Raw genomic sequence first — 14,667 nt, forward strand, 5'->3', positions numbered from 1 at the left:
TGAATCGCCCCGGATTCTTTAGACACCTTGCAAACTCATTGCGTAACGTTTTTCAAACTCTACCGGTGACAGCTGATTGTTGAAACCATGGCGGCGTTTTGCGTTGTAGAACATCTCGATGTAATCGAACACATCACTCCGAGCATCTTCCCGCGTGATGTAGATTTTTCGCTTGATCCGTTCCCGTTTCAGAAGCTGGAAAAAGCTCTCGGCCACGGCGTTGTCATGACAATTGCCTCGGCGGCTCATGCTGGCGACCAAATTGTTTGCCTTCAAAAAGCTGCGCCAATCGGAGCTGCTGTACTGGCTGCCCTGATCAGAGTGAACCATCACCTCCTGTTTCGGTTTTCGCCTCCAAACCGCCATCAATAACGCATCAATGGCCAAATCACTGGTCATCTGCGACTTCATTGACCAGCCAACGACCTGACGGGAAAACAGATCCAGCACCACCGCCAAATACAGCCAGCCTTCATACGTACGAATATAGGTGATGTCGGTGACCCAAACCTTGTTGGGTTCCCCGACATCGAACTGGCGCTTCAGCAAATTGGGTGAGGCGACCGCTGGCTTACCGCCGTACTTTCCAGGGCGACGTCGATACCCTGTCTGAGAGCGTAGACCTTCAAGACGCATCAACCTCGCCACACGATGCCGACCACAATCTTCACCGACCTCGCGCAGGTCGTCATGGATTTTGCGATAGCCATAAACTCCGCCGCTCTCCAGCCACGAGTGCTTGATCAAACCCAGCAATCGCTGGTCGTCTTTAGCGCGTGCAGATTGCGGCTCAGACAACCAAGCGTAATAACCACTGGGATGGACTTTCAGCGTCAGGCAAAGCCGTCGAATGGAATAGTCGCCCGCGCGCTGCTTGATAAAGGCGTACTTCAGCCGCACTCCTTGGCAAAGTACGCGGCGGCCTTTTTTAAGATGTCTCGCTCTTCAGTGACCCGCTTGAGTTCCGCTCGCAGACGACGCAGTTCAGCGTGCTGATCATCGTCTTGCTGCCGTTCTGCCTGAGGTTTGCTGTAGCGCTTTATCCAGGCATAGAGGCTATGCGTCGACACGCCAAGACGCGCCGCTACGTCAGCGACGGGAAGCTTCTTTTCGGTCACTTGATTGACCGCTTGGATTTTGAATTCTTCGGGATAACGTGGGTTGCTCATGGCACCTCCTGATTGGCCTCAGTTTAAGGCATGGAGGTGTCTACGAAACCCGGGGCGATTCAGACCTTTCAAGAGTTCCAAGAGCACGCTCCAACTCGGTTATAGCGAATTCCACCTCATTCACCGCCTTGCTGAGCGCCTCCGGCGAAGCTTGCGGATCCGCACAGACAACCTCCATGCGCCGGCAAGATTCAACCAATTGCTCTCCCTTCACCACACGCGCAGCACCTTTAATTCTGTGAGCCAACGCCCCTAACTTATCAGTCTCACCGTTCTGGAGTAGAACTCTCAGTGACTGACAATCTCTGCGATTATTATTGATCAGCTCGCCGAGTATCTCGCGGAACTTCACCGGGTCGCTGTTGATGAGCAACTCCAAAGGCCCCAGATCAACCAGCCGTTGCGAGTCTGGCGCCATCAGTGGCAATGCGGTCTCAGGATACTCGCTTTCTATTTCCCGATCCTGGTGTAGCGCCAACAACCTCGCGTCCAGTTCGTCGAGACCGATTGGCTTGATCAGGCAATCATTCATGCCGGCTTTAATACACTGCTCTAATTCTTCCGGCTGTGCATCGGCAGTAAGGCCAATAATCACCGTGGGCTCAAGCCCTTGCTCCTGTTCGACTTTGCGAATTGCTCGTGTGAGGTCAACACCATTCATGACCGGCATGTGGCAATCGGTAATGACAACATCGAAGGGCTGCTCGCCCCAGCAGTCGAAGGCACGCTGACCGTCTTCTGCCTCATAGACATCGTGCCCCAAAAATTCTAGTTGTTGGTGTAACACTTGGCGGTTGACCTGGTGATCATCCACAACCAGAACTTGCAAACAGCAACGTGGATGAGTCAATGGTAAGGCAGGCAATTGCGCGATACTGATGCGCTCTAATACCTGAAAGCGCAGCTCTACTTCTATCATCGTGCCACGACCTAACGCACTGCTCATAGTTACACGGCCGCCCATCATTTCGCACAGCGAACGACAGATCACTAGCCCCAGCCCCGTACCTTCGGTCTGTTGCACATTGCGTTGTGCCTGGACGAAAGGTCTGAACAAGCGCTGCTGGTCAGTAGGGCTTATGCCAACCCCGGTGTCTTCCACGCTGAGGTGAATATTGAGCAGGCTGGTATCAATCAAAACCCCGGAAATACTGATCTTGATCGAGCCTTCTTCGGTGAACTTGATGGCATTGCTGATCAAGTTAGAGAGGATTTGCTTGAAGCGCAGGGCATCGACCAGCACATCACAGTTGATGCTCGAATCGATGTCGAGGATAAGGGTCAGGCGCTTTTGCCTAGCTAGCCCCTCGAACACTCTGGCCACCGACTCGATCAGTTCGCGCAAGTTGGCACGCTTGGGCGATAGACTAAGTCGTCCGGATTCGATGCGTGCGATGTCGAGGATATCGCCGATCAACTCCAGCAGGCTTTTTGCCGAAGTATGGGCTATTTCAATACTGGCGCGGTCGATCGGCTGGCTTTCGGCGCGCTTAAGCGCCAGTTCAAGGATGCCGATTACGGCGTTCATCGGCGTGCGGATTTCGTGGCTCATGGTCGCCAGAAAGCTGGTCTTGGCACGGCTGGCGTCATCCGCGTGGACCTTCGCTTCTCGCAACTGCTCCACCAACTGACGGTGCTCGGTGATATCCAACCAGCCACAGATAACCCCCTTTATGTCACCTTTGGAGTCCTGGAACGGTTGCACCCAGTGGTTGATCCACGCCTCCCTGCCCTGGAGCTGAATGGCATGCACCGACTCGATCGTCTGGCCGTCGCGCATCGCCTTAAAGTAGATGCGATGAAAGTCCGGGAGGCTCTCGAAATTTTCCTTGGGTAGCTGGCGCACCGTTTTGTTCAGCACCTGCTCGGCACTTAAGCCGACACTTTTCAGGTAACTGCGATTGCACGAGAGCATGCGCCCCTTGAGATCACGCACGTAAAGCGGCGGCGGCATGCAATCAGTCAGCGTTTCGACAAACTGCAGTTGATCGTTGAGCATTCGCTCTGCCCTCGCCCGGGCTTTGATCTGGCGACGCAGGTATACCACCCAGACCAGCGATATCAACAGCAACAACGCCGCACCCGCGATGATATTGATGATCACCCGTTGGTAGTCGACCCAGGTTTGGCCGCTCATCCCTGGTGGTGAACGCCAGCGGTTGGAAATCGCATTGATCCCATCCGGAGCAATGCTTTGCATGACCTTGTTGATAATCGATTGAAGTTCAACATCACTTCGACGCATCGCAAAGTTGAGCGTGGCCGGCCCAACATCAAGCATCTGGTTGATCACCAATTTGTCGCGAAATAAGCGCTCTATGTAATAACGCGCTGCGGGCAACGCCACGATGGCGGCATCGGCCTTGCCTTTATAGAGCATGTTCATTGTATCCAACGTGGTGCCAGCGTCGATTATCACTGCGTCGGGGTAGCGCTTGCGCAGTTGCTGTGAGCTCACGTGCCCAGTAGGAATCGCCACGCGCTTGTCGGCCAGATTTTGCAGCTTGCCTTGCTGCTCTTTGCTGCTAAGCAACACAAAGGGACTGGCATCCAGTGGTCTGGAAAAGCGCAAGTACGCTTCACGCTCAGGACTAGCCGTCATCAAGGCCAGATCAGCCTCGTTATTTTTCAGTGTTTCGATCATCTGCGGATAGCCGCCGCGGCGCATAACGACATCAAAATTCAGGCCAGTACTTAGTGTTATCACTTCGAGCAGGTCAGCGAACCCGCCGGAAAAGACGCCGTTGGAGTCGAAGTAGGCACCCGGTGCCATGTCGTCATTAATCACCAATCGCGCTACCGGGTTACGCTTGATCCAGCGTAACTGCTCTAAGGTGAGGTCTAAGGGTTCTTCACCTGGAATGAAGCTGTTGCCGACCCACCGCTTGGCCAGGTTGTGCAACGTATCGTCGCCGATAGCCTCGATGGCAACGTTGATGAGCCGCTGCAAGCGTGAGTTATCCGTGCGCAAGGCAAAACCGTAGCCGCCTACCGGTAGGTCGCTGAAACGCTCAAAGCGCAAGTAACCATAATATGAGCTGTTGATTCGGTAGTAGGCGCTGTACAGATCGTCTAGGTAAACGTCAGCTTGGCCAAAGGCGGCAGCGGCAATCGCCTCGTCATGCTCGGCAAACACCCGCAAATCAGCCCGCGGATAGCGTTGCTTGAGCTCGGCGCTATGTTCATCGGTGATCGCTACGCGCAAGCCGGCAAGATCAACGGGAGAATGCCGGGGTTCGGCACTGCGTTTGAACACCGCCAGCCTATCCTGGGCGTAGGGAATGCTCAGTAGCAGGTCCGGGCGTGGCCCAGTGCTGCCGTGAATACTGATCACATCAACGCTTCCGACCTGTAATGCCTTGCGCGCATCTTGCTCATTGGCGAAGACCACAACCTTCACCTGCAGTCCCAATAGCTGCGCGATGAGAGCAGTTGCATCGGCACTGATACCCTCATACAGGTTGTCTTGGGCGTTGATCGAAAACGGCGCAGACGCGGATGCCGATACGCCGACCTTGAGCTCGGACTTGTGCCGCAGCCACTGCCAGTCTTCGCTTGAAACCGCCATATCGGGACGATCAACACGCAACTGGCTGGACAGCACCTGTGGGGCTGGAGGCAACGATGTAGCCATCCCCGGGGTGCAACCCAAAAACAGCCCGACGGACAGACAGAAAAGACGTAGATACATGCGAGATAGAAGACCGAAAGTGCCTGAAGTACGGGAATCCGTTGGCTGAAGGCTATTCATTCAAGAGTCCAGCATGATGCTGGCGCCCCGTCATGGCTGTGGCAATAATAGTTCAAAGTCGTCTCTGTCGTTCAATCTTCAACGGTCCCGATCCGCTTGAACGCTACAAAAGGCAATGAAATGAGTTTCTGGCATGGGGCGTGCAAAAAGAAAGCCCTGGGCAAGGGTGCCACCTAGTTCAATGAGACGTAGCTGTTGCTCGGTGGTCTCTACACCTTCGATGACCAGCGAGACTCCCAACGCTCTGGCTAAAGCAACAGTACAACTAATGATTGCGGCACATTTGGGCTGGCTTTGCATCTTGCGCGTAAACGTCCGATCGAGCTTGATCTGGCTAAACGGAAGCTCGCTGAGCCGGTCCAGTGAAGAATAACCAGCGCCAAAATCATCCATGGCCAGGCCGCAGCCAAGCATGCGTAGCCGCACTAGGTTCTCCAGGCTACTGGCCGGTGCACTAACAACGCCGACTTCAGTGATTTCGAACATCACGCTGCCCGCTGGAACCTGAAATCGCTTGAGCAGAACGGCAATGCGCTCCGCCAGCTCGGCGCAGGCCAGTTGTGCGGCGTGCAGGTTGAATGCCAGGTTGATCATCCGTCCTTGCGTTGCCAGCCTTTGCTGCAGGGCCAGGCCCTGCTCAAACAGTTGCCAGAACATCCTATCGACCAAATTGTGTTCTTCCATGACTGGCAAAAAATGCGCCGGAGATAACACTCCCAACTGCGGATGCGTCCAGCGCGCCAAAACTTCTGCTCCGGCCAGCAATTGCCCCTCGAGGGTAACTTTGGGTTGGTAGTAGGCTTCGAATTCGCCATTATCCAGGCCGCGTTGCAGGTCGCTCAAGGTTGGTAACTCTGCAGGTGACAACAGCCTCGGAACAGAATTGCAGTACTCCCGGTAACGCTTGACCAATAAACTAAATCCATCAAGTTTGAACGGCTTGCCCAAGTCACCCAAAAAAGTTAGGCCCAGACAGCGAATCATCGCGACCGTGGCCTGACGTAGCAGCGGATCCAACTCGCTGCACAACACCACAGCACCGACTTTGCCGCTGCTGCTAGCATGACGCAGGAACGCCAAGCCATCCATACCGGCCATTTTCAGGTCACAGAGGACTATGTCCACGGCGTCACAAGCGTCGAGGACAGCAATGGCTTCTTCTCCGTCAGCCGCTTGCAAAATGGGTCCCGGCAGCACCTTTTCCAACGCGGTCACGGTGACAAGGCGCTGAAAGGGCTCATCCTCCAGCACCAGAACAGTCAAATTTTGCATTGCAGATCTACACGCACGCAATTAAAGGAAGAACAGTCTGCAAGGAGAACTTCCTGCGTCTCCATGAGAGATTTCCCATGCACACTGGGAAATTTCCTAAGGCAGGCACTACCCTGTACGTACAGCTCTGCTGGCAATAGCCAATGGTGTTAACCTTGTACCGCCAAGGCTATACCGCTCCGTAACAAACGCTCTTCAAGGTAGAAATCACACTATGCACAGCGTTCTGATAGTTGACGATCATCCAGTCATTCGTCTTGCCGTCCGGGTACTGCTGGAAAAGCACGGTATGCGTGTGGTGGGCGAAGCAGACAATGGTATCGACGCTGTTCAGCTCGTGAGAGACCTGACGCCACAAGTGGTCGTCCTCGACATTGGTATTCCAAAGCTGGATGGCTATACCGTTATTTCTAGAATCAAGGCCCTAAATGTGCGCAGCGCGATTCTGATATTGACCTCTCAACCCGCTGACGCTGTGTGCCGACGTTGCATCCAGCTGGGTGCTCGTGGCTTCGTCAATAAAGAAGAAGACTTGGGCAGCCTGATCAGCGCAATCAAAGCCGTAGATACCGGCTATACCTTTTTCCCATCTATGACCTTCGACAGCGTCAATGCAGCGGAGCAACTTACTGAGCTCGAACAAATTCAGTCCCTGACAGATCGTGAAGTGACGGTATTGCAGCACTTGGCTCAGGGGTATTCCAATAAGCAGATTGGTGAAATGCTCTTTCTCAGCAATAAAACTGTTAGCACCTATAAAACCCGTTTACTACAAAAGCTGGGGGCTGCCTCGCTGGTCGATCTAGCTGAATTCGCCAAACGCAATGCTTTGATTCCCTAACCGTCAGCCGCAAGCTTGTAGGAAATTTCTCAGGCATGCGTCAGCAACGTCCTACTCACTTCTTCCCCAGTCATTCCTAAAATTACTCCAGCTCAAGGGTGCAGAGATACCCCGGCGTAAAGAGAGTTCAATTGAGTCCCCGTCAAGGACATCAACATCAATTTAGGAGTATCAAATGAAAGTTAGTACGTTGGCCGGCGCGATAATGGCAATCACCTTGGCAGCCACCTCTGCTGTTAGTGTTGCTCAAGATCAGGGCCACGGTGTGATTACCTTCAAGGGCGCGATTATCGATTCGCCGTGCTCGATCTCTCAAGAGTCGCAGTACCAGACTGTCGACATGGATCAAATCTCCAACGTCTCCCTGAAAAACGGTGGCAAATCCAACCCAACCGCTTTCAAAATCGAACTGCGTGGCTGTGACCTGGGCGCTCTGAAGTCCGCGACAGCCACATTCACCGGTTCACCCTCGTCGAACCCTGACCTGCTGTCGCTTAAAGGTACTGCCCAAGGTGCAAGCCTGGCCATTGCCGATCACTCCGGCGCGCTGATCAAACTCGGCAGTACTTCGCCTGCGCAGTCGCTGTCCAATGGCGACACCTACCTGCAGTTCAATGCTTATCTGCAGGGCGACATGGTTGCTCCGGAAGGCGGCGGTGAAGTAGCCGCAGCCGAAATCGTACCGGGTAACTTCGAAACTTTCGCTAATTTCACCCTCGCTTATCAGTAACAGATCTCATTACTGAGACGCCCCGCAGTTCGCACGTGCTGCGTACTGTGGGGAAACTTGCGGAGGTGTAGATGATTCGCTCAACCGCATTGTTACTGCCCCTGGCCCTTTGCACCTTGGGCGTGCCTTTCTGTTTTGCTGAGCCTGTGGTTACCACCGCGCTCAAGGGACGAGTGCAAATGACCGGAAGCATTGTCGATAGCGCCTGCACCATCCGTGTGGGTAATGACAGCCAGACGATTGCGTTTAAGCCTACAGTGCTTAACGGTTTAGTCAATGGAGATACTTCTTCTAAACAGCCCCTTAATATTTATATCAATGATTGTATTGAATACCGCACGGACGACGACACAGAACTTTCGCAGCGTTTCAAGCTGACATTTGAGGGTGCATCCGAAGGCAAATATTTCAGCATCCAAGGTGCCGCACAGGGTATTGCCTTGCAAATAAAAGACTCTCAAGGACAGTTAATTTCACCCGGCATGCTACTTCAACTCAACAGCGCGTCTCCCGACATGCTGACGCTTAACTACTCGCTGTCACTCGTCGGCAGTGGACATACACTGGAAGCGGGCGACTATCACGCCACGATTAAGCTGAGTATTCAGCACTTCTGAACAGCCGTTACGCAGTACGCAGTTTCGCTCAAGGATTTAGTCACGTGGATCACCGTAAGGCATTGGCTGCTACGGCGTTGTGTTGTGTCGCGACGTGGGTAAGTGGCGCCGAAGAATTCCAATTCAACACCGATGTACTAGACCTCAAGGATCGCGAGAACCTTGATCTTGGGGTGTTTGCGTCAGCTAACTTCATCATGCCCGGCCAGTACAGCCTGACGGTCTACGTGAACCGCGATGCGTTGACAGAATTCCCAATCGATTATCTCCCTGCCGAGGACGATCCGAAAAGCAGCGTCGCCTGTCTTTCCCCGGTACTGGTCAATGAACTGGGTCTGAAAGAACACGCCCTCAAGTCCCTGACTTGGTGGCATGACGGCGCCTGCCTGGACCTCAAAAGCGTTCCTGGCATGCAAGTACGTGGCAACCTAGGCACTTCGGCTCTTTACGTGAGTATCCCCCAGGATCAGCTGGAGTACACCGCGGCAAACTGGGACCCGCCTTCACGCTGGGACGACGGCATTGCCGGCGTGCTGTTCGATTACAACCTCAATGCCCAGACCACCGAACGCAAGCAGGGTAAAGGTCGCACCGATAACCTCAGCGGCAACGGTACCGCCGGTATCAACCTGGGTGCCTGGCGCTTTCGCGGCGACTGGCAAAGCCAGCTGCAACGCAGTGCCGACCAGCCTTCACAACAGCAATTCGCCTGGAGCCGCTTTTACGCTTTGCGCGCTGTGCCGTCGCTGCGCTCGAACCTGATCGTCGGTGAAGACTACCTGGACTCAAACCTGTTCGGCAGCTTCCGCTATACCGGCGGCAACCTGAGCAGTAACGACAACATGCTGCCACCCAACCTCCGGGGTTATGCCCCGGAGGTCAGCGGTGTGGCCCGTACCAACGCACGCGTGGTGATTCGCCAGCAAGGCCGGGTGCTCTATGACACCCAGGTCCCCCCCGGCGCTTTTCGTATCCAGGACCTCAACGATGCAGTCTCTGGCCAACTTGACGTGCGCGTTGAAGAGCAGGACGGCAGCATCCAGGAGTTCCAGATAGACACCGCCAGCATCCCCTACCTGACCCGTCCGGGTACGGTGCGCTACAAGCTAGCTGCCGGCAAACCCTCAGACTGGGAGCATCAGCTTGACGGCCCGGCCTTCGCCACCGGTGAGTTTTCCTGGGGCGTGAGCAACGGCTGGTCGCTGTATGGCGGTGGCCTCGGCGCCAAGGACTACGGTTCCTTGGCCGTGGGCGTAGGGCGCGACCTGATGGCATTTGGTGCGCTGTCGTTCGACGTCACCCAATCGCGAGCGACGTTGCCGGAACGCAACACATTGAGCGGTAAGTCCTACCGCGCCAGTTACTCCAAACGCTTCGATGAGTACGACAGCCAGGTCACCTTCGCCGGTTACCGGTTCTCCGAGGAGAACTACATGAGCATGAACGAATTCATCGAAGCCCGGCGAGGTGACCAGCCACTAAACCAGAGCAAGGAGATGTATACCGCTACATTGAGCAAACAGTTTCGCGACTCCGCGCTCAGCGTGTACTTGAACTACAACCACCAGACCTACTGGAACAGCCAGGCGAGCGATCGCTACAGCCTGTCGTTGTCGCGCTACTTCGATGCCGGAGGGTTGAAAAACCTTAGCCTGTCGCTGACCGCCTACCAGAACAAGGCCAACGGCACCTCCGACGACGGCGCCTACCTGTCGGTCAGCATTCCGTGGGGCAACACAGGCTCATTCAGCTACAGCTCATCGGTCAACCAAGGCGAAAGCAGCCATAGCCTGAGTTACTACGACCGTATCGATGAGCGTAACCACTACATGCTCAGCGCCGGCAAGGCCGCAAGCGGTGAAACGGCCAGCGGCTTCCTCTCCCATGATGGTGACCAGGCCCAGGTAACGGCCAGCGCCAGCTACCAGGCCGGTGAGTACACCTCGGCTAGCCTGTCTCTACAAGGCGGCGCAACCTTGACCGGTCAAGGCGCGGCTCTGCACCGCAGCGGTGTCATGGGCGGCACTCGCCTGCTGGTCGATACCCAAGGCGTCGCCGATGTACCGGTTCGCGGCAACGGCGGAGTTACCCGTACCAACCGGTTCGGTAAGGCGGTGGTGGCCGATGTCAACAGCTATTACCGCAACCAAGCCAGCATCGTGCTGGACAGCTTGGCCGAAGATGTCGAAGCCACCCAGTCAGTCACCCAGGCGACCCTGACCGAGGGGGCCATTGGCTATCGCCGTTTCGATGTGATCGCCGGGCACAAGTCCATGGTCATCATTCGCATGGCCAACCACAACGCTCCGCCCTTTGGTGCGACGGCCCAGAACAGCCGCGGCCAGGAAACCGGCATTGTCGGTGAAGAAGGATCGACTTACCTGAGCGGCATGAAGCCTGGCGAAACCATGTCGCTGCATTGGGACGGCAGCGCACGATGCACCTTCACCCTGCCCGACCGGGTTACATCGCTTGAGCGACAACTGGAACTGCTTTGTCAGCCCGTCAGCGAGGCGGATAGCTCCGCCGCTTAATCTATTCAACAGGTACCTTTATGAATACCAGCTTCAAGCGTAACACCCTGCCCCTGCTCGCCTTGATCGGCGTGTGCAGCGCACAAACCTGCCTGGCCGCCGTGTCGCTGGACCGCACCCGGGTGATTTTTACCGGCAGCGAGAAATCGGTCAGCCTCAGCGTCAGCAATCAGAATACGCAACTGCCCTATTTGGCCCAGGCCTGGATTGAAAACGAACAGTCCGAGAAGATCACCAGCCCCCTGGTGGTGCTGCCACCGATCCAGCGCCTGGAAGCCGGTGCCAACAGCCAAGTGAAAATTCAGGGCTTGCCTGAACTGGGCCTGCTGGCCCAGGACCGCGAATCACTGTTCTACTTCAACCTTCGCGAAATTCCGCCGCGCAGTGATAAGCCCAACACCTTGCAGATCGCGCTGCAAACGCGCGTGAAGCTTTTCTATCGACCTGCGGCTATTGCCCCAAAAGCCGGTCTCAATGAAGCCCCCTGGCAGGAAAAGCTAACCCTTACCCGCCAGAACGACCGCTATCTGGTTAACAACCCGACGCCCTACTACATCACCGTGATCGATGCCACGCCCGACCTCAAAACCGCCAACGCAATGGACTTCAAGCCCTTGATGATCGCCCCCCGAGGTCAGCTCGATCTGGGTGTCAGCAACAAGGTTCTGGGCGACAAACCTGTACTGACCTACGTAAATGATTACGGCGGCCGCCCGCAACTACAGTTCAGCTGTACCGCAGGCACCTGCACTGCCAGCCCCGTCACCAGCAAACACTGACACCAAGCCATGACCTGTTCAAGTGAGGGCAAATCATGATGCCTGTAACCCGTAGCTGCCTGGTAGCCTTGCTCTGCAATGCCAGTGTTTCGAGCTGGTCTCACGCCGCCGGCATCGTTGCACAGACGGCCGAATTCCAAGTGACCGGAACCTTGCTTGAAAGCGCCTGTTACCTGGACCCGAGCTCAGCCTATCAGACCTTGGCCCTGGGTGACCTGAGCACCGCGCACCTGTCACGCATTGGCGATCAGGGCACGCCTGTGGCCTTGCACCTCAAGTTGCAAGGCTGTGTGCGCAGCGATGGCGGTCGACGTGATGATCAGCAAGGCACTCTGGTTTGGAGCGCGATCGAGCCGGTGGCCACGCTCGTCTTCAACTCGGTGACCGATGCCGATACCCCCGAGCTGATCAAGGTGGTCGGCGCCGAGGGTTTTGGCCTGCGCGTGCTTGATGTCCAGGGCAACGACGTACGCCTGGGCCGCAGTGCACCGGCCTGGTTCGTCTCTCCTGGAGATAGTCAGCTGACGTATTACATCCGTCCTGAGCGCACCGCAGCCACTTTGCGCCCGGGCGCCTTTCGCGCCAGTCTAAATGTGTACCTGACGTATGATTGAATTTTCCTCGATGAATGTCGGCAGCACTGTACTTCTCGTCGCTCTAACTAGTTGTGCATCCACTTCCCCCGCTGCCGAACAAACACTAAGAATTCAAGGTTTTGTATACGCCGCAATTCCTTGTGTCATTAACAAAAATGAGCCCATCACTCAGACATTTGGCGATGTACAGACCACCAGTATTGATGGACATTACAAGACTATCACTCTTGAGTATTCCCTGGACTGCACAAGATCATTGACATATGACTTACGCATGCAGGTGCGTGGTAGCGACGCTGGTTTCGACTCCACGCTGCTGAGGGTTCCGGGGTATGAAAACATCGGCATTGCCTTAAAAAAAGACGGTGTACCGCTTGCAGTTAACACCTGGGCTAACTTTGACTCTCAAAAACTACCATCATTGCAAGCGGTGCTGGTTAAACGCAAGAACAGCGATGTCAAGTCTGGCCCATTTAGAGCAGGCGCAACCTTAGTGGTCGACTATCAATGAAGACGTTACATTGCATGTTATGGACACTATTGCTCGCAACCTTAAGTTTACCGAGCCTGGGCGAGGAAAATCTGCAATTTACTGGAAGTCTACTGGCGCCTCCCGCCTGCATCATTAGCAATAAGGGTGGCCGTATAGACGTGCGCTTCGAGCGCAATATCGCCGTCAATCGCATTGATGGCGAGCTATATCGCCAGGCGATCGCTTACCAGATCGAATGCCCGAATGCAGATGGCACTGGTATTGCCTGGCACATGCGCCTGACTCTAAAAGGAGCTTATGCGGACTTCGACCCTACAGCCCTCAAGACCTCGGTGGAACATTTAGGCATCAAAGTACTGCTCGGTGGCACTGTGCTGATACCTAACGAATCCCGAGAGATCGATGTCAGCACATCGACACCACCACAACTCGAAGCCGTACCGGTAAAGCTGGCCGCTGCTCAGTTGCCCAGCACTGATTTTACCGCCTCAGCGCTGTTGATGGCCGAACTATATTAGGGGGATCTATGGGTAAGTGCACAACGACCTTAAGTACCTGGATAGTCGTAAGCCTGTGGCTGCCTGCCGTACAGGCGACACCGGATAACCTGTACTTTTCTGGCACGCTGGTAAATGAACCTTGTGTGCTCGCGGAGAATGACAGGCAGATCCTGCAGGACTTCAGCACCGTAATCGACAAGGAACTTTACTTGTACGGCAGAACTAAGGGCTTCCCGATTGACCTGCACCTGACGAATTGCGACCCGGATGTCGGCAAGCGCTTGGTCAGCATCACGTTCAGCGGCAATGAAAGCAAAGACCCTACCGGGCTGCTGGTGCTTCAAAGCGCCACAGTACAAGGTCTGCTGGTCGGGTTAGAAACTAAAGGTGGCACTGCTCTGCCGTTGAACAAGACCCACCGTATGGGGGAGCTTACTAAAGGAGACAATCTTCTCAGCTTCAATGCGTACCTGCAAGGTGAGCCCAAGGCACTTACCGATCACGCCCTAGGGCTAGGTGATTTTGAAGCGTCTCTTACTTTCTCCCTAAGTTACGATTAAACAACACGAGAAGAAAATCCGTGACCAAATTGCAAACAATCCTAGCATCAGCACTACTATTCGGTTCAGTACTAAAAGCACAGGCCTACTACGAAATCATCACGACAGAAAGCCATATAGAGCCTGCCGGAGTGCGCTATTATTTTGTAGTATGGGGATGGACCACTGGCGATAATAGCCCAAACCCTTGCGCATCGGACGACCCAGCTTTCACCATCTGTGGGATTGACATCGTTGCGATGCCGCCACGTTCACTACTCGATGTAGGTAGGTACGGTACCCCTTGGGAAGTACCTGTTCGCCCTAGCTCCTCTACTTTGGGCCAATTACTCTCAGACCTTCAGAGGAAAGGATTCAGAATACCCCTAAGCGGATCGATTCTAGTCCCTCGCCAATCTGCCAACAATGATCTCTGCATAACATTTAGACAAGTTACAACAGGTCCCGGCATGGGAGGCGCCTACAATCGGTTCGGGCCATGTGCAAGAGTAGCCCCTGCAACAGTTCAATGCGATATTTCGGGAAATATAACTATTGACCATAAAAGCCTTCCTGACAATAAGTTAGACGGGGCAAAGGCTTCAACCCAGCTCAATTTGCAGTGCAGGGGCACGACCAGCGTGACTGTCTCGGCCTCCAGAACAAATACATATGGCGTACGACTCAGAGACGACAACAGCCTATACTCGAAGATTACGGTCAATGGCAAGGACGCCACGACGGGCATCAATGTTCCGGTTAACGATAACGTGGCCAGCCCACTCAACATCACCTCGACCTTGATCAGTCGCGGGACCGTCACCCCAGGTGCGTTCTCCGGCTCGA

Annotated in this window: 12 protein-coding genes; 9 read left to right on the forward strand and 3 right to left on the reverse strand. The window is 54.9% G+C overall.

What is annotated here, in order from left to right; genetic code table 11:
* Positions 1-18: 18 nt before the first annotated feature.
* The 3 genes from E4O97_RS09820 to E4O97_RS09830 form a co-directional block, all read right to left on the reverse strand.
* Positions 19-1,169 (reverse strand): IS3 family transposase gene (locus E4O97_RS09820; protein WP_143508439.1). Its coding sequence is split into 2 segments (ribosomal slippage): positions 19-935 and positions 935-1,169, totalling 1,152 coding nucleotides; the frame shifts between segments, so codons are not numbered across the junction.
* A 40-nt stretch (positions 1,170-1,209) separates the two neighbouring features.
* Positions 1,210-4,920, reverse strand: a complete 3,711-nt coding sequence (locus E4O97_RS09825; protein WP_248161248.1) for a transporter substrate-binding domain-containing protein — start codon at positions 4,918-4,920, stop codon at positions 1,210-1,212.
* Between the two features lie 78 nt (positions 4,921-4,998).
* Entirely contained in the window at positions 4,999-6,192 is a 1,194-nt protein-coding gene (locus E4O97_RS09830) for an EAL domain-containing response regulator (protein WP_248161250.1), read from the reverse strand.
* A gap of 214 nt (positions 6,193-6,406) precedes the next feature.
* Here E4O97_RS09830 and E4O97_RS09835 point away from each other — a divergent pair, with 214 nt between their 5' ends.
* The 9 genes from E4O97_RS09835 (at position 6,407) to E4O97_RS09875 (ending at position 13,842) form a co-directional block, all read left to right on the forward strand.
* Positions 6,407-7,033 (forward strand): response regulator transcription factor, encoded by a 627-nt coding sequence (locus E4O97_RS09835; protein WP_248161252.1) that lies wholly within the window; start codon positions 6,407-6,409, stop codon positions 7,031-7,033.
* 175 nt (positions 7,034-7,208) lie between these two features.
* Positions 7,209-7,763 (forward strand): fimbrial protein, encoded by a 555-nt coding sequence (locus E4O97_RS09840; RefSeq protein WP_248161254.1) that lies wholly within the window; start codon positions 7,209-7,211, stop codon positions 7,761-7,763.
* Between the two features lie 71 nt (positions 7,764-7,834).
* Complete coding sequence (locus tag E4O97_RS09845; protein ID WP_248161256.1) at positions 7,835-8,380, forward strand: fimbrial protein; 546 nt, start codon at positions 7,835-7,837, stop codon at positions 8,378-8,380.
* A 44-nt stretch (positions 8,381-8,424) separates the two neighbouring features.
* Entirely contained in the window at positions 8,425-10,914 is a 2,490-nt protein-coding gene (locus tag E4O97_RS09850; protein ID WP_248161258.1) for an outer membrane usher protein, read from the forward strand.
* Between the two features lie 20 nt (positions 10,915-10,934).
* Entirely contained in the window at positions 10,935-11,693 is a 759-nt protein-coding gene (locus tag E4O97_RS09855) for a fimbria/pilus periplasmic chaperone (protein WP_248161259.1), read from the forward strand.
* 35 nt (positions 11,694-11,728) lie between these two features.
* Positions 11,729-12,307: a fimbrial protein gene (locus E4O97_RS09860; RefSeq protein ID WP_248161261.1), complete on the forward strand. Its 579-nt coding sequence runs from the start codon at positions 11,729-11,731 to the stop codon at positions 12,305-12,307.
* Entirely contained in the window at positions 12,300-12,800 is a 501-nt protein-coding gene (locus tag E4O97_RS09865; RefSeq protein ID WP_248161263.1) for a fimbrial protein, read from the forward strand. The genes E4O97_RS09860 and E4O97_RS09865 overlap by 8 nt, the downstream gene beginning before the upstream one ends.
* Positions 12,797-13,300: a fimbrial protein gene (locus E4O97_RS09870; RefSeq protein WP_248161264.1), complete on the forward strand. Its 504-nt coding sequence runs from the start codon at positions 12,797-12,799 to the stop codon at positions 13,298-13,300. Before E4O97_RS09865 ends, E4O97_RS09870 begins: the two co-directional genes overlap by 4 nt.
* 8 nt (positions 13,301-13,308) lie before the next feature.
* The gene (locus E4O97_RS09875) at positions 13,309-13,842 is read left to right on the forward strand and encodes a fimbrial protein (RefSeq protein WP_248161266.1); all 534 of its coding nucleotides are present in this window, start codon (positions 13,309-13,311) and stop codon (positions 13,840-13,842) included.
* Positions 13,843-14,667: the final 825 nt, after the last annotated feature.

The organism is Pseudomonas sp. W15Feb34, assembly GCF_023127765.1.
Lineage (GTDB): Bacteria > Pseudomonadota > Gammaproteobacteria > Pseudomonadales > Pseudomonadaceae > Aquipseudomonas > Aquipseudomonas synxantha_A.